13 protein-coding genes and 1 pseudogene are annotated in these 14,854 nt (G+C 47.5%); 5 read left to right on the plus strand and 9 right to left on the minus strand.

All coding sequences use genetic code 11. The features are described 5' to 3' along the window. Positions 1 to 354: 354 nt before the first annotated feature. From AKG09_RS04270 to AKG09_RS04280, 3 genes are all read left to right on the plus strand, one after another. Positions 355 to 1,278 carry an energy transducer TonB gene (locus AKG09_RS04270; RefSeq protein ID WP_054618240.1) on the plus strand — a complete coding sequence of 308 codons (924 nt, stop codon included), beginning with the start codon at positions 355 to 357 and terminating at the stop codon, positions 1,276 to 1,278. A gap of 94 nt (positions 1,279 to 1,372) precedes the next feature. Further along, positions 1,373 to 2,032, plus strand: coding sequence for a MotA/TolQ/ExbB proton channel family protein (locus AKG09_RS04275; protein ID WP_054618241.1), 660 nt, complete (start codon positions 1,373 to 1,375; stop codon positions 2,030 to 2,032). Positions 2,033 to 2,077: 45 nt separating this feature from the next. Then, positions 2,078 to 2,461 carry a biopolymer transporter ExbD gene (locus AKG09_RS04280; RefSeq protein WP_054618334.1) on the plus strand — a complete coding sequence of 128 codons (384 nt, stop codon included), beginning with the start codon at positions 2,078 to 2,080 and terminating at the stop codon, positions 2,459 to 2,461. 74 nt (positions 2,462 to 2,535) lie between these two features. Here AKG09_RS04280 and AKG09_RS04285 read toward each other — a convergent pair whose 3' ends face one another. Continuing rightward, on the minus strand, positions 2,536 to 3,021 hold the full coding sequence (locus AKG09_RS04285; protein WP_054618242.1) for an FxsA family protein: 486 nt from the start codon (positions 3,019 to 3,021) through the stop codon (positions 2,536 to 2,538). A 139-nt stretch (positions 3,022 to 3,160) separates the two neighbouring features. Between AKG09_RS04285 and AKG09_RS04290 the strand changes: the two genes are divergently transcribed. Beyond that, positions 3,161 to 3,841 carry a peptidoglycan DD-metalloendopeptidase family protein gene (locus tag AKG09_RS04290; protein ID WP_054618335.1) on the plus strand — a complete coding sequence of 227 codons (681 nt, stop codon included), beginning with the start codon at positions 3,161 to 3,163 and terminating at the stop codon, positions 3,839 to 3,841. Between the two features lie 144 nt (positions 3,842 to 3,985). Beyond that, positions 3,986 to 5,623, plus strand: a complete 1,638-nt coding sequence (locus tag AKG09_RS04295; RefSeq protein ID WP_054618243.1) for an FAD/NAD(P)-binding protein — start codon at positions 3,986 to 3,988, stop codon at positions 5,621 to 5,623. Positions 5,624 to 5,764: 141 nt separating this feature from the next. Here AKG09_RS04295 and AKG09_RS11875 read toward each other — a convergent pair. The 8 genes and pseudogenes from AKG09_RS11875 to AKG09_RS04330 form a co-directional block, all read right to left on the minus strand. Beyond that, positions 5,765 to 5,836: pseudogene (locus AKG09_RS11875) on the minus strand (carboxymuconolactone decarboxylase family protein); the annotation flags it as partial. Positions 5,837 to 6,059: 223 nt separating this feature from the next. After that, entirely contained in the window at positions 6,060 to 8,057 is a 1,998-nt protein-coding gene (locus AKG09_RS04300) for an ATP-binding protein (RefSeq protein ID WP_054618244.1), read from the minus strand. 59 nt (positions 8,058 to 8,116) lie between these two features. Continuing rightward, the gene (locus AKG09_RS04305; RefSeq protein WP_082391797.1) at positions 8,117 to 10,996 is read right to left on the minus strand and encodes a DUF3418 domain-containing protein; all 2,880 of its coding nucleotides are present in this window, start codon (positions 10,994 to 10,996) and stop codon (positions 8,117 to 8,119) included. Between the two features lie 25 nt (positions 10,997 to 11,021). Beyond that, on the minus strand, positions 11,022 to 11,996 hold the full coding sequence (locus tag AKG09_RS04310; protein ID WP_231623898.1) for a reverse transcriptase family protein: 975 nt from the start codon (positions 11,994 to 11,996) through the stop codon (positions 11,022 to 11,024). Then, positions 11,986 to 12,273 carry a helix-turn-helix domain-containing protein gene (locus tag AKG09_RS04315; RefSeq protein ID WP_054618245.1) on the minus strand — a complete coding sequence of 96 codons (288 nt, stop codon included), beginning with the start codon at positions 12,271 to 12,273 and terminating at the stop codon, positions 11,986 to 11,988. Before AKG09_RS04315 ends, AKG09_RS04310 begins: the two co-directional genes overlap by 11 nt. A gap of 54 nt (positions 12,274 to 12,327) precedes the next feature. Continuing rightward, complete coding sequence (locus AKG09_RS04320) at positions 12,328 to 12,546, minus strand: hypothetical protein (RefSeq protein ID WP_054618246.1); 219 nt, start codon at positions 12,544 to 12,546, stop codon at positions 12,328 to 12,330. A gap of 474 nt (positions 12,547 to 13,020) precedes the next feature. Beyond that, complete coding sequence (gene hrpA, locus AKG09_RS04325; RefSeq protein WP_082391782.1) at positions 13,021 to 14,418, minus strand: ATP-dependent RNA helicase HrpA; 1,398 nt, start codon at positions 14,416 to 14,418, stop codon at positions 13,021 to 13,023. 91 nt (positions 14,419 to 14,509) lie between these two features. Next, on the minus strand, positions 14,510 to 14,851 hold the full coding sequence (locus AKG09_RS04330; protein ID WP_054618247.1) for a 4a-hydroxytetrahydrobiopterin dehydratase: 342 nt from the start codon (positions 14,849 to 14,851) through the stop codon (positions 14,510 to 14,512). Between the last annotated feature and the right edge of the window lie 3 nt (positions 14,852 to 14,854).

A 14,854-nucleotide genomic window follows, 5' to 3' on the forward strand; every position in this document is an offset into this window, starting at 1 on the left:
AAACAATTATCGTATAGTTTGGTTTTTAATTATATGGTTAATGCTTTTTAACTATTGGCTTTTCGAATACTAAAATGCCTGTCTGAAAATTTTCAGACAGGCATTTTAAAATTAAGCAGTTAACATGTTTTAACGGTGTGGTTGGGTTTAGCCCCTAATTAAAGGGATCAACGAAGTTGGCATTAAGAGCGGCCAACTCCCATTTTGTTAACCGCCTTGTATGATATTCAGCGTAACGTCCTAACTGAATAAATCGATGAATTGACGGTACATTAATGAGATAAAGGGGTTTTTTCCAGAAAACAATGAAAATAATTTGCAAATAGAAATGGTTGCTATTAATATCCATTTCCTATGGAAAATGAACGAATTTTAATACCCTCAGCTTTGACGGTTATCACACTTTTACATGTGGGTTTGATTGCTGCATTATGGGAAATGGTGCCGCCTAAGCCAATGGAAATTATGGAGATCGAATTTGTCGATTTGGGCGGTTTGGGCGGTGGAGAAGGTGAAGCTGCTGTTGTGGAAAAGGTGTCGCCGGAATCTAAGCCCGTACTGCCTCCGCCGGTGCAGAAGCCTAAACCGGAACCTAAGCGGGCGGAGAAAAAAGTAGAAGCGCCCAAGCCTAAAGTTGCTACGGTGAAAACGCAAAATAACGATGCAGATTTTCAAGTGAAACCGAAGCCTGAAACAAAGCCTAAACCTCAACCGAAGTCGGAACCTAAGCAAGAGGTAAAACCAGAGCCAAAATTTGAGCCGGAAAAAACAATAGAGCCTCAGCCGAGTAAACGTGAGGTATTTAAGCCGAGTGCCAGCGAATATCAACAAAAACCGAGCGGAAGTTCTTCCGGTAGAGGGAGTAAATCTGAGGCCGGCAGCGGCTCAGGTTCCGGTTTTGGAAGCGGTCAAGGTTCGGGCAGTGGGTCGGGTAGCGGTTCAGGCTCCGGCAGTGGAAAAGGTTCCGGCAGCGGCTCCGGCTCAGGTAGTGGAAAAGGAGATGGAGGCGGTGGCGGCGGTAGCGGAGCGGGCGGCGTGAGAAACGTGGGCTCGTTCGGTGTGCCGAATTATCCGAGTATTTCGAAAGAAAACGGAGAAGAAGGAACGGTGCGCCTGAAAGCTACGGTCAGCCCGGGCGGCGGTGTAACAGTTGAAGTCGTTAAGAGCAGCGGTTATTCGCGTTTGGATAATGAAGCGAAACGCACTGTGCGCGGGAGTAGTAAATTCAGCGGTCCGGGTGTGTATATCGGTAATGTTACTTTCCGGCTGAGCCGGTAAGCAGGCATCGAACGGAGCAGGCTGAAATGCCTGTCTGAACATCCCAAATTAAGTTGAAACAGTATTTGGTTTATTTTTTAGCAACGGAAATATTATGAATTTATCTTTAGTTTTTCAATCGGGCGATGCCGTTTTGATTTCGGTGTTTATGATTCTGGTGTTGATGAGTATCGCAACGTGGACCATTATCATTGTGCGTGCCGTTAAATTGATGAAAGCGAAATCTGCGAATGCACAGATTCATGATGCGGTTTGGTCCAACAAATCGTGGCAGGATGCGGAAAACATGGCGGCGCAAAACGGCTCGCCAATGGGTGAATTGCTTCAGGATGCCGTGCGTGCGAATAAGCTTTATCACAGCGGCAATTCGCAGGATTTGTCTACCCACTTGCCGTTTAACCAATTTATGTTGCGCCAGATTCACCATAAGATGGGCATGATTATGCGCAAGTTTGAAGGCGGCATGACGGCTTTGGCTTCGATTGGTGCAACTGCACCGTTTATCGGCCTGTTTGGTACCGTTTGGGGTATTTACCATGCCTTGATTAACATCAGCCACAGCGGGCAGATGAGTATTGCTGCGGTGGCCGGCCCGATTGGCGAGGCGTTGGTGGCTACGGCGTTTGGTTTGTTTGTGGCGATTCCTGCGGTTTTGGCGTATAACTTTTTGGTTCGCAGCAATAAAAAATTGGGCCAAGACATGCACGCTTTTGCGCACGAATTGCATGTTCAGATTTTGAATAGCAAGGAGTAAACGGTGAAAGATTTTGGACACGGTTACGGCCAAGATGAATCGCCGATGGCCGATATGAACGTTACCCCGCTGGTTGACGTGATGCTGGTGCTGTTGATTGTGTTTATGATTACCATGCCGGTGTTAACCCACTCGATTCCGATTCAGTTGCCTACGGCTTCAGAAGCGGCCAAACCTAAAGATGAATCGAAAGAGCCTTTACGCTTGGCGATTGATGTGAATGGCAAGTATTTCTTGGGAGAAAAAGAAACGGCTCTTGCTGATTTGGATGATGTTTTGAAAGAAGCCAAAGCTAAAAATACCGATGTGGTTTTAGCGGTTGATGCGGATAAAGATGTGTCTTATGATGCGGTGGTTCAGGCTTTGAATGCCGCTAAAGATGCCGGTGTATCGAAGGTAGGGTTTATTACGGAAGAAAAAGCCAAATAAAAGCTTGCCTGAGAGATTAACAATGCCTGTCTGAAACTTTTCAGACAGGCATTAGTGTTGAGAGGCATAGAATCTTATTTCGATTTATCTTCCAAATAATCAACCGAATTTTTTTTCTCAGGGCCGTCGGTTACTGTGTATTCGCCTTCAATCACATCATCTTGATTACCGTGGCGGCTGTGTGCGGTATAAGTAAATCCTTCGTCCATATTGCTGTTGCTGCCGCCCAGATCGGTCACGGGCTTGCCTTTAAAAGGAAGCATCAGAATGACCGCTGCCAACATCGAAACAAAACCCGGGCTGAGCAGCAAAACCCCGGCCACGGCATAGCGAATCGGCCAAAGCAGCTGGTAAAGCGAAACTTTGCCGCCGGTGCGCATCGCAGCCGCCGCCAGCAACACGCCCGACGTGCCCATGCGGCGGAGCATGAAAATTCCGAGCGCAAAGCTGGCAACCATCAGCAAAAGGGTTATGCCGCCGCCCAGCCAATCAGCCACCCAAACGATGGACATGATTTCCAAAAACAGCATCACCAAAAATACGATACCGAAATAGTGCATGTAATATTTCCTTGTTTGCATGAACCCGTAACATAACGCCAAAACCATTTGTTTTCAAGAAACAGTTTTGCATTATTTTGCCGTAAAAAAAAGTAAAGCAAGCACCAAAAGCGACGAATTTGTTTATCCTTTGCGCACTATGAAAAAGAATGCCATTTTTATACGATTTTTGAATACCGCCTTAGCAGGCGTTGTTTTATTAACCGCAGCCTGTGTGGGCGCGCCCAATACCAAAGGCCCGGTGCCGCCCGGCTATTACCGCGTACAAAGCGGTGATAACCTTTACCGTATCGGCCTGCGTTTTGGTCAGAGCGCCGCCACTTTGGCTAAATGGAATAACCTGGTTGACCCAACCCGCATAGAAGTGGGGCAAGTGCTGAAAGTCAGCGATAAAGCCGACCAGAGTGGCAGCAGTGTGGTACCTGCCGCTAAAGAAGTGAAGCCCACCAATACGGTTATGCCCATGAAATGGCCGGTGGATAACCGCCAAATCATTGCCAACTACAACGGCACCACCAACAAAGGCATTGATTTTGCAGGCGAACGCGGCACGCCGGTGCGTGCGGCCGAAGCAGGCAAAGTATTGTTTGCAGGAGAGGGCGTGCGCGGCTACGGCAAACTGATTTTAATCAGCCACAACCGCAGCACCTTAACGGCCTATGCCCACAACGATCAGATTCTGGTTAAGAAAGACCAAACTGTAAAAGCCGGCGAGCAAATCGCCACCATGGGCGACAGCGAAACCGACCGCGTGAAGCTGCATTTTGAAGTGCGCGTGGGCGGCAAAGCCGTGAATCCTTTATCTTATCTAAATCAATAAGCAACTTTGTTTAAGCCCGAGGCTTGAGCAAATTTTAAATAATCCGATAACTGAATCACCGGATAGCTTCAGCATAAACAGCCATCCGGTGATTCAGTTATTTGGTTATATAATGCCGTTATTCTTCATATGCCTGTCTGAAACATGAAATCCACCCGCCGCCAGTTTCTCGGCTATACCACCGCGCTCACCGCCGCCGCGTCCGCTTCATGGCTGATACACCGCCGCCTCAACCCGATGCCGAGCATACAGGTCAACCGTGTCGGCCTGCCGCTGGGGCATTTGCTGCGCGACGGTGCCTTGCTTCAAACACCGGCCAAAACCTATCATTGCAACACACTGATTCTCGGCAGCGGCGCGGCGGCTTTAAGCGCCTTGTGGTATTTGGAAAAAAACGGGCACCGCAATATTTTGCTGGCCGAAGGCTTTGAGCGAAACGGCAACAACGCAGGCTATTACACCGGGCAAAAACTCGGTGCACCCACCGGCGCGCACTATCTTGCACTGCCATCCCAAGAAAGCGTTTATGTGTGCGAAATGCTGGCCGACTTGGGCATCATCGAAGGCTTCAATCAAGCCGGCAAGCCGGTTTACCGCGAAACCGATTTGGTTTACGCCCCGCAAGAGCGCTTACTTTACCAAGGCAAATGGCAGGAGCACCTGATTCCGAAAGACGATGCCGACACCCGCCGCTTTTTCGGCTTTATCCGCCAAATCAAAACCGCCCGCGGCAGCGACGGGCGCAAACTCTTCGCCATCCCCATAGCCTTGTCTTCGGCAGACGAAAACTGGCGCCAGCTCGACCGCCTCACTTTCGCCCAATGGCTGGCGCAGCAAAACTATCGCTCGCCCACGCTGCTGTGGTATCTCGATTATTGCTGCCGCGACGATTACGGGCAGGGCATCGCGCAAGTTTCCGCCTTTGCCGGATTGCACTATTTTGCCGCGCGCGGCAACGAAGATGATGCCGTGCTTACCTGGCCCGACGGCTTGGCGCACCTTTCCGAAGCCCTGCGCAAACACACCAAGCTGCAACCCTTGCCGCGTTTGCCCGATACCCCGACGATGATATTTCCCCAACCCGTTTCATTCGATGCCTCCGCAGTGAAAATCAAAGAAACCGAACACCATGCGGAAGTGTGGCTGCGGCATAACCAAAGTGGCGAAACCGTTGCCGTGTATGCCAAGCGCGTCATCAGCGCCATGCCCTTAATGGTAGCAGCCAGAATATTGGAGCGGGCGGCCGATTACGGTTTTCAGACAGGCCTGTCTGAATACGCCCCGTGGCTGGTGGCCAATTTCGTGATGCGCCGCTTCCCGCAGGAAACAGGCGGGTGCGAACTTGCTTGGGATAACGTGGTTTACGGCAGCAAAGGCTTGGGCTATGTGGTGGCGACCAATCAGTTTATCCGCACCGCCAAGCCCGAGGAAACCGTGTTCACCACTTACGATGCGCTCAACCACGAAACCCCGCAACGCATCCGCCAATGGCTGCTCGAAGCATCCGATCAAACCCTGCTCGACTATGCCGCAAAAGACTTAACCGCAGCCTACGGCAAACGCGTTTTAAACCATGTGAAGCATGCAGACATCACCGTGCGCGGCCACGGCATGAGCGTGCCCCAACCCGGCTACCTCAACCGCCCGCTGCTGCACGTCCTGCGCAGCCACCGCTCGCGGATTGTGTTTGCCCACAGCGATTTGAGCGGCTATTCGGTGTTTGAAGAAGCCGCTTACTGGGGCGTGGAAGCAGCCAAAAGCGTATTGGAAATGCCTGTCTGAAAACCTTTTCAGACAGGCATTGATGATATTCGGTTGAACTTAAAAATGCTTGGCAATTTATAGCGTTTGTGCCAATTGATGCGCAAAAAGAAAGGTTCGAGAATGCACGCCAATCAGATTCGGCAAAAAGCCGTTGTTTTACAGAGCCGTTTCCACACGGGCTTTTGCCGCCTCAGGCGCGGACTCCACACTATGCATAGTTAAACAGGCCATAGTTCCTCTCTTATTGTTCCAATTAATCAAAAGCACCATTCTAGCCAGGCCGTCTGAAAACTTGATGTACAAGCATTTTCAGACGGCCTTAATTCCCACAGATCAACTACTGTATCATGACTGGTAGGGTGTGTGGCGCAAGCCACGCACGCAGTTGCTGGAAATCCAAACAACGCGTGTGTGCCGATGGCACACACCCTACATACAGGCTACGCTGGCTATATTATAGGGATTCTTGATGTAAATCTGTAATTAGGTCTTTTGCAGAAAAATTACCAAGATTTTCTCGCCGAGTTTTGAGATTTTCTAATAAATAACCATTTATTAAATCAAATTCATCTAATAATGAATACCAATTTTTTACGTAGCACTTAAATCTATCGTCATCCGTTACCAAACCGGGCTCTAGTTTATTTTTTAAAGAATTAATGCGTCCACGAATTTCAGTATCTGAACTTGATATTTTTCTACCAATAAGAATTAATTCAAAATATAAATTTTCACTACTAAACTCAGGGTGATTTTGTAGTATCCTTTTATAGTCATCTAACTGTCTTAGATGAGTATAGTTTAAAGCAATTGAGGGACGCTTAATTTCTATAATAATACATCTAAAAAATTTTTTTCCTGTTGGCGATACAAATGGAACCTTTCGTGCTAAAAATAAATCTACTTGCCTTTGAATTCCTTCTAGTTCTTCTGTATCAAGATTTTCACCATCTAAATCCTCTTGAGTTACTTTCCTAAAAATATCTGGTACCTTATTCCTCAAAGAATAAGCATTTTTTGTAAAATTATCTTCTTCTGCCCCAATAGTTTCATAGGCATTTCCAAACAACCAGGTATTATTTTCTATAATTCCTTGAAGGTCAGGAGTTTCCAAAACTTCTTTATAATGAAGATTCATAATTTCTCTTAATTTATGAACAACATTTTCTCTACGTTGCAAAATTTCTATTGTGCTAATAATATGCTCTAGTTTAGATTTGGAAATTTGTTGCGCTAGTTTTTTAGTGTTCTCTTGATCTAAGTTTAAAACATTTTCAATAATATCAATTAATCCATCATTTTCATTTGAAATGGATAATCTATCAAGTAATTGAATAATAATTTTTTGCTGCTTTTTATTTAAATTACTGAAAATTTTAGGATCTGCCAAATATAATTCACGTACCAAATGTTTAGTGTTTTCTTTACGCCATTCTTTTTGTTCAATACTTAAAATATCTTTATAGTCGGGAAAGATACCATTCTTTTCGAATTGGGCAATTTTTTCCTCAACAATAGATTTTAGAAAATCATTGTATATTTTCCTTGTAAATTCAGTACATTCACTCTCTACTTTTTTCCATGTCTCTGACAATGGAGTGTAAATAGGTTTTTCTGATAATAAATCATTATCGTGAGTCGAGAAGTTATCAGCCCATTTTGAAATAATATATATACTGATGTAAAAGTCAGGTTTTTTATTAAAACTACTCAACTTTTTATAAACAACTTTATCGTAACTATTCAAAAGGTAAATATATGACTTCTCTGATGTAGGCTTCTTATCCCATAAAAAAAGTTTAACCTCAAATTTATGTCCATCAATTAAGATTTGATGAGTAAATAATTCATGTGAAGGCGCTTTAATTACATTAGAGCCAAGCTTTAGGGTATGTGTATCATGTAGCGCAAGGAACCAACCAAACTCAATAGACAGTTTCTCTATTAATTGTTTATTATCTATACTAATCTTCGGAAATATTTCATTTAATTCAACACATGTTCCAGTATTTTTATTTTTTAAAGATAAATGTTGAGTAGTATCTTGTAATTCAATCCAAGGACATTGGATAAGGTCGATACTATTAATGCTAATCCTAGCTTGCTTACCAAATTTATTCTTTGTGTACCAATCAGCCTTGTTTGCAAGCTTATGAAAAGCCAAGCGTCCTCTACCACGAGACCCATGTTGTTCAACATTGTCTTTTTTGGAAGAATCATTAAATTTACCAAAATTATCCTGAATGTTATCTATATCGATACCAGTCCCATCGTCAAGCACTGTTACTGCCTGTAAAGCATCCAGTTCACTTCTAGTTAAAATAATATCAACATTTTTAGCTTTGGCATCGAAACCGTTCCAAGCTAGTTCAATTATAGCTTGTTCAGGCTCTGTATTTTTGAAATGATTTTGTACTCCCGAATGAGTAATTTTCGTTTCTAACTTGTTCATGGGTGTTGTCCTAGTGATTTTAAATCTATGAGATTCTACCTTTAAAAAGTTGTCAGTGTTTATTTGACATTCTCCCACTCCTTCAATAACCTCTTCACCGACACCGGACTAGGCGTCTTCAACTCCTGTGCAAACAACGACACGCGCAGTTCTTCTATTTGCCATTTGAACATCTTCAGGCCGTCTGAAACGGGTTGGTTTTGTTTCAGCAAGCCGTCTGTTTTTTCTTGCCACATCTGTTCCAACTCTTGAATATCGGCTTCGCGTGCGGCATCTCGTGCGGGGTTGGCGCTGTATTTTTCCATGCGCAGGGTCATGGCTTTGAGGTAGACGGGTAGGCGCGGCCATTGGCTCCAGGGGGTGCTGTTGGCGAATCCGGCGGACAGCAGGGTTTGGGTGCGTTCGCGCAGTAGGTGGGTAAGCGGGTGTTTGCCGAGTTTGCCGTTGAGTTCGGCGTAGGCAGCGGCGGTGTCTTGCAGATAGCGGCTCAGTGCCTCTTTAACGGCGGGCAGGCGGCTGCGGGCGCGTTTAATTTGTTCTTTAAAGGCTTTTTCACTGCGGGGCAATTCATCATCGCCGATAAAGGCGCGGTCGCAGACGGCGGCGGTAAGGTCGTCGCGCAGGGTGTCGGCGCTGATATGTTTGAGCAGCATGGCGGCTTGGGTGAAGCCCGGTATGCCTTTGTTTAAATCTTTCATGTGCTCTTTGAGCTGGAGCTGCATGAGGGCGATCACGCCTTGGCGGTGGGCTTGTTCGGCGGCCTCGGGGGTGTCGAACAGGCGCAGGGCGATGGTGTTGTTTTTTTCTTTTTGCAGGGCGAGGTAGCCGGTGAGCTGTTGTTTGCCGCGGGCGAATTTGATGCTTTCAGGTAGCGTGCCGATGTCCCAGTTGGTGAGGTTGTCGCGCTCGAATTCTTGGGTGTTGTCGCGGAAGGTTACGGCGGCCGCTTGGCCGAGCTCTTGTTGGAGTTTGGCTAAATCGCGGCCGGTGGCAAGCTCTTGGCCGCCGTCGTCGATGATGCGCAGGTTGAAATAGCAATGTTCGGGCAGTTTGAATGCGCTCCATTCGTCTTGGTCAATTTGTTCGAGCAGGCGCATGTCGCCGGCGGTTTTGGCGATAAAGCGGGCAAGCTGGGGAATCATCGGCTCTTGGCGGTTGGGGTTGCTTTCTAGAAATTTTGTGATGAAGTCGGGCACGGGCACGCAGATGCGGCGGATTTGTTTGGGCAGGGCTTTGATGAGCAGTTGCAGTTTTTCGCGCAACATGCCGGGCACGAGCCATTCGAGCGCGGGCGCGTGGAGGCGGTTGAGCACGGTGAGCGGCAGGGTGAGGGTGACGCCGTCGAGCGGGTGGTGCGGTTCGAAGCGGTAGCTGAGTTTGAATTTGCCGTCTGCGTTTTGCCAATGGTGGGGAAACTGGGCTTCGGTGATGTGCGCGGCGGCGTGCTGCATGAGGTCTTCGCGGGTGAGGAAGAGCAGGCGCGGGTTGTCGCGCTCGGCGGTTTTGAGCCAGCTTTGGAAGGTGCGGATGTCGGCGATGGGGAGTGGTTTTTTCAGACGGCCTGTGTGCTTCGGGCTGCCTGAAAGGCCGTCTGAAACGGGGGTGGAGTTGTCGGGCTGGCATGTTCGACTTACGGTTTTGGTTTTGTCGGATACGGGAATCTGGCTTGTGTTTTCAGACAGGCCTGTATTGTCGGGCAGGGATACCCGACCTACGGTTTCCGACGGCTCGTAAAACTGTGGCAAGCGCTGGTTGTAAAACTCAAACAAGGCCTCTTCGTCCACCAACACGTCCTGCTTGCGCGATTTGTGTTCCAACTCGCTGATTTCTTTAATCAGTTTTTTGTTGTGGATAAAAAAGGCTGTCTGAAGATTGCACTCCTGCGCCACGAGTGCGCCGCGGATAAAGATTTCGCGGGCTTCTTCGGGGGCGACTTTGCCATAGGCGACGGGGCGGCGCGGCAGCACGGTGAGGCCGTAGAGGGTAACGCGCTCGCTGGCGACAACTTCGCCGCGCTTCTGCTCCCAATGCGGCTCGAAATAGTGGTAGCGCACCAGGTGCGGGGCTTCCTGCTCGATCCATTCGGGCTGGATGGCGGCCACATCGCGGGCATAAAGGCGGGTAGTTTCGGTGAGTTCGGCGGCCATCACCCATTTGGGTTTGGATTTGAACAGGGCGGAGGCGGGGAACAAATGAAAGTGCGAACCGCGCGCGCCGGTGTAGTCGTGGCCGTCGGGCGATTTCATGCCGACATTGGCAATCAGGCCGGTCAGCAGGGTGCGGTGGATTTGTTCGTAGCCTGCTTCTTTGGCTGCGCGGATATGGGCGCGGTGCTGTTTTTTATCCAGTTGTTTTTGTTTGAGTTTGGCAGATAAATCTTGGTCGCCGGTATTTTCAGACGGCCTCAGTTGCTCTTGTGCAGGAGGCCGTCTGAAAGCCTGTTCTTTGGTGGTCAAACCCATTTCCACAGCGATGTCGGCAAGCTGGTGGTGCAGCTCGCGCCACTCGCGCATCCGCAGGTGGGAGAGGAAATATTGACGGCACCATTGCACCAGTTGTTTGTTGGACAAACCTTTATCGCGCTCGCGCTGGAAGCTGTCCCAAATATTCAGGTAGGCGAGAAAGTCGGACTGTTTGTCGGTAAAGCGTTCGTGCGCCTTTTGGGCGGCTTCGCGGGCTTCGAGCGGGCGTTCGCGCGGGTCTTGGATCGACAGAGCGGACACGATAACGAGTATTTCCGCCATACAGTCGTGCTTTTGCGCCGCCAGCAGAATGCGGGCGACTTTCGGGTCGATGGGCAAACGCGCCATTTGCTCGCCGAGTTTGGTTAGGCGGTAGCGGTTGCGGGGTTCAGGCAGGCTTGGTTTATCTGAGTGGAGGGGCAGGCTGCCTGAAAGGGGTTCAGACGGCATGTTGTAGTGGATTTTGGTGTTTTGCATATACTGAAAATTTTTAGACGGCATGTTATTTTTCAGGCTGTTGAAAGTATCTCGGCTGTATATTATCCAATCGTTGTAGCAACTGTTCAGCTTGTACTGTATGGAATTGTTTTAAATGAAATACCTTGCCTTTGGCTGAATTAAACAGTTTCTCATAAGCAGTAACATGTATTTCCTTATTTTGAAAGGCCTGTTCGCATTTAAAAACTATGGCGCGAATTTCTTTTCGTTTTTCTTTTGGAAGTGTTGGCTTGCCTACTGAAACATTTATATTATTCACAGTTTGCTGATGGCCTTTATGCATAACCTTGTGCTTTTTTCGATTGGATTTTGCATCAACACTATGAAAGAGTGAATAAATTTTGCCGATAATTTTTTGTGTTTCTGCTTTGCTTAAATTCCTTTTAGCAGAAACCGTTACATCGTCAACAAACCTTGTATAAACAAGTCCTTGCTTTTGAAATTCAGTAACCAAATCTGCTTCACGCTGCCACCAAATCAAATTACATAAAAAGCCACTAACCTTACTTCCCTGTACCAAGTATCCTTGATAAGTTACCAATTCAGCTAAGCAATCGGCAACATCATGAGGAAAGTGGAAAAATCCAGTCCATACTTGATGAACTATTTTTTTGCTGATGCTTGGGAAAAAATTAGAAATGTCTTCTTTAATGAGAATGTTCATTCCGATGTGTTGTTTAGCATTAGTTATACTGCTGCGTTTGTGAATTCCGCCTTGCAAATATTCGGGGTAATCCAATATTTTGAAAAATTTTTTAGCAATTTTTTCGTGAATAATTTTTAATCTATGATGAACGTTATAGGTATCCCGAAAAGTACCATCAGCTTTTTCTTTACGCTCATGCAGGAAATAGAATGAATTAGAATATTGCCGTAAATAAAGCAACTCTTTTAATGTAATACCTAAGCAAATAGCCAGTTTTTCTAAACTGGCTATGGGTTTGTGTGGATAACAAAAAGAAACAGGTTTATTCATCATTGCCACCAATTGCAGATAAAGCCAATGCCGATAATTTTTCTGATAATTCTGTACTCATACCGGCTTTTTCATCTGCATCTGCTGCCAAAAACATTAAAACCGTTGATGGAATTTGTAAAGCTAGGCAGATTTTTTCAAGTGTAGATAAATTTGGGTCTCGCTTACCCTGTTCTAACAGTGTTAAATAAGAAACTGATAATCCAGAATTTTCTGCCAGTTTAGTTTTGGTAAATCCTTTTTGGTTGCGACATAATTTAATCGCTCTACCAATATTCATTATCTAGCTCCTTATCATAGAATAATAAAAAGCAACCTGTTGCACCCAAGCCCATTATTTATCCAGTAATTGCATAATGCCGCGAATTACTGGCAAACATTCCAAGACTGCTCCCAAAATTTGCAGCAACTTAGATTTTGTCAAATCATCATGCTGTTCCAAATCCTGAATAACTTGGTCTAGTTTTGCTTGTGTGCTGCTATCCATATCATCATGCATTTCCATTTTCAACTGTTTTAAAGTATCAATGGTATTTTTCAAAAGAATTTTCATAATAAATCTTTCATTTAACAGGGCGACATTGCCCAGTCGTCAAACAATACCGAACCGTTAAGAAATGGTATGGATAGCACAGGTTGCTTTCGTATTACTGCTTATTGCATTGCTTTCAATGCAATAAGCAGCTTCCAGTCGTTTATGTGATTTAACTAGGCTTCAGGTTGCTTAGCTTTACTTCGGCTACCCATTCCTAATCAGAACGCGGAAGTAGTTTACCTTTTAGGGTAAACGACACGAAAGTGCCACTGTCATGTTCGGTACATCAGATTATTATCTTTTGAAATGCATCGAGCCGATTGCAGCTCGTCCATAGGTTGGCATAATAGCAGATACTCTTTTAAAGTGCAATATTTTTTGACTGGAAGTTAAAAAATATTCATTTTCGAGTAAATCTTTTGAGATTTGATACAAAACCCAATACTGTCTGAGATATTTGGGTTTATCAATGCAAGCTAAGGGTTTTGCTTTTCAGACGGCTTCTTCCACCGCCCCCAGTTCCAACAACACCTGAAACCCATCATTAATATATCGCTGATCCGGCGCTTCGAGGAACGGAAACGCGGCCACATCGCCCAGTTTCAGCGCAGCCATGCGAAGGATGACGGCGGCCAGATTGCTGCGGATGATTTCGGGGTCGGTGAAGGCGGGGCGGGTGTTGAAATCGTCTTCGCTGTACAGGCGCACGGCTACGCCTGCCGACACGCGTCCGCAGCGGCCGGAACGCTGGCGTGCGGCGGCTTGGGAGATTTTTTCCACATGAAGCTGCTCCACTTTGGCGCGTGCGGAATAGCGTTTGACCCGCGCCAAGCCGGTGTCGATCACATACCGAATGCCCGGTACGGTGAGCGAGGTTTCGGCCACGTTGGTTGCCAACACGATGCGCCGTTTGTTGCCGCTGGGGTGGAAAATTTTGTGTTGTTCGGCGTTCGACAAACGGGCAAACAGCGGCAGGATTTCATCGTCGCGGCGCAGCGGCGATTTGCGCAGGGCTTCGGCGGCTTCGCGGATTTCGCGCTCGCCGGGCAGGAACACCAGAATATCGCCGTCGCCCAGCCGCGCCAGTTCGTCGGCGGCATCGACAATCGCGTCGGTCAGCTCGATTTCCGCTTCGTCTTCGTTTTGCGAATGCAGCGGGCGGTAGAGAATGTCCACGGGGAAGGTGCGTCCGCTCACTTCCAGCACGGGCGCATTGTTGAAATGCTTGGAAAAGCGTTCGGCATCAATGGTGGCCGAGGTGATGATAACTTTCAAATCGGGGCGGCGCGGCAAAAGCTGTTTCAGGTAGCCGAGCAGAAAATCAATGTTAAGGCTGCGTTCGTGGGCTTCGTCAATAATAATCGTGTCGTAGGCGGTGAGGAAGCGGTCGGTTTGCGTTTCGGCAAGCAGAATGCCGTCGGTCATCAGCTTCACATAGGCATCGCGCGAGGTGTTGTCGTTGAAGCGCACTTTATAGCCTACGGTTTGGCCGATGCTGCTGCCCAATTCTTCGGCAATCCGCTCCGCTACCGAACGCGCCGCCAACCGCCGCGGCTGCGTGTGCCCGATCAAACCGGCCGCACCGCGCCCCAACTCCAAGCAGATTTTTGGCAGTTGGGTGGTTTTGCCCGAACCGGTTTCGCCGCAAATAATGGTTACTTGGTGGTTTTGAATGGCTGCTTTGATGTCGTCCAAACGTTCGTGCACCGGCAGCGTGCCGTCATACTGCGGCTTGGGCAGCGCGGTTTGGCGTTTTAAAAACGTGTCGTGCGATTTTTGGTATTTTTTCTGCACGGCTTCGATGCCGCCGAAGCGTTTGGGGTTTTTGAAGGCGTTTTGCAGGAAATGGCGGTCGCGGGAGAGCGTTTGGGTGAAGTCGGGCTGCTGCATGGTGTGTATCAATAATGAGGGAACTAAAGGTTGTGATTATAACAAAATGCCTGTCTGAAAGTTTTCAGACAGGCATTGGTGGTGATGGTGTTTATGCTTCTAAAAGGGCGTCTGTTTTGGCGGCCATGATGAAATCATTGCGATGCAGACCTTTGATGCTGTGCGACCACCAGGTTATGGTTACTTTGCCCCATTCGGTGAAAATGCCGGGATGGTGGCCTTCGGCTTCGGCTAAGTCGGCCAGCCGGTTGCTGAAGGCCATGGCTTGTTTGAAGTTTTTGAAAGTAAATACGCGCTTCAGCTGCAATATCCCGTCGATTACAACCGGCTGCCATTCCGGAATCATGCGTATCAGTTCGGCCAGCTCTTCATTGCTGACTTTAGGTGCGTCGGCACGGCAGGCTTCGCATGGTTGTTTGGCTAGTTCGTTCATGTG

Source organism: Neisseria sp. 83E34 (genome assembly GCF_001308015.1).
GTDB lineage: Bacteria > Pseudomonadota > Gammaproteobacteria > Burkholderiales > Neisseriaceae > Neisseria.

What these genes read in the sequence shown, in the direction of transcription:
- AKG09_RS04270 (WP_054618240.1), top strand. Translation starts at nt 355, where the DNA reads ATGGAAAATGAACGAATTTTAATACCCTCAGCTTTGACGGTTATCACA.
- AKG09_RS04275 (WP_054618241.1), top strand. Translation starts at nt 1,373, where the DNA reads ATGAATTTATCTTTAGTTTTTCAATCGGGCGATGCCGTTTTGATTTCG.
- AKG09_RS04280 (WP_054618334.1), top strand. Translation starts at nt 2,078, where the DNA reads ATGGCCGATATGAACGTTACCCCGCTGGTTGACGTGATGCTGGTGCTG.
- AKG09_RS04285 (WP_054618242.1), bottom strand. Translation starts at nt 3,021, where the DNA reads ATGCACTATTTCGGTATCGTATTTTTGGTGATGCTGTTTTTGGAAATC.
- AKG09_RS04290 (WP_054618335.1), top strand. Translation starts at nt 3,161, where the DNA reads ATGAAAAAGAATGCCATTTTTATACGATTTTTGAATACCGCCTTAGCA.
- AKG09_RS04295 (WP_054618243.1), top strand. Translation starts at nt 3,986, where the DNA reads ATGAAATCCACCCGCCGCCAGTTTCTCGGCTATACCACCGCGCTCACC.
- AKG09_RS04300 (WP_054618244.1), bottom strand. Translation starts at nt 8,057, where the DNA reads ATGAACAAGTTAGAAACGAAAATTACTCATTCGGGAGTACAAAATCAT.
- AKG09_RS04305 (WP_082391797.1), bottom strand. Translation starts at nt 10,996, where the DNA reads ATGCAAAACACCAAAATCCACTACAACATGCCGTCTGAACCCCTTTCA.
- AKG09_RS04310 (WP_231623898.1), bottom strand. Translation starts at nt 11,996, where the DNA reads ATGATGAATAAACCTGTTTCTTTTTGTTATCCACACAAACCCATAGCC.
- AKG09_RS04315 (WP_054618245.1), bottom strand. Translation starts at nt 12,273, where the DNA reads ATGAATATTGGTAGAGCGATTAAATTATGTCGCAACCAAAAAGGATTT.
- AKG09_RS04320 (WP_054618246.1), bottom strand. Translation starts at nt 12,546, where the DNA reads ATGAAAATTCTTTTGAAAAATACCATTGATACTTTAAAACAGTTGAAA.
- hrpA (WP_082391782.1), bottom strand. Translation starts at nt 14,418, where the DNA reads ATGCAGCAGCCCGACTTCACCCAAACGCTCTCCCGCGACCGCCATTTC.
- AKG09_RS04330 (WP_054618247.1), bottom strand. Translation starts at nt 14,851, where the DNA reads ATGAACGAACTAGCCAAACAACCATGCGAAGCCTGCCGTGCCGACGCA.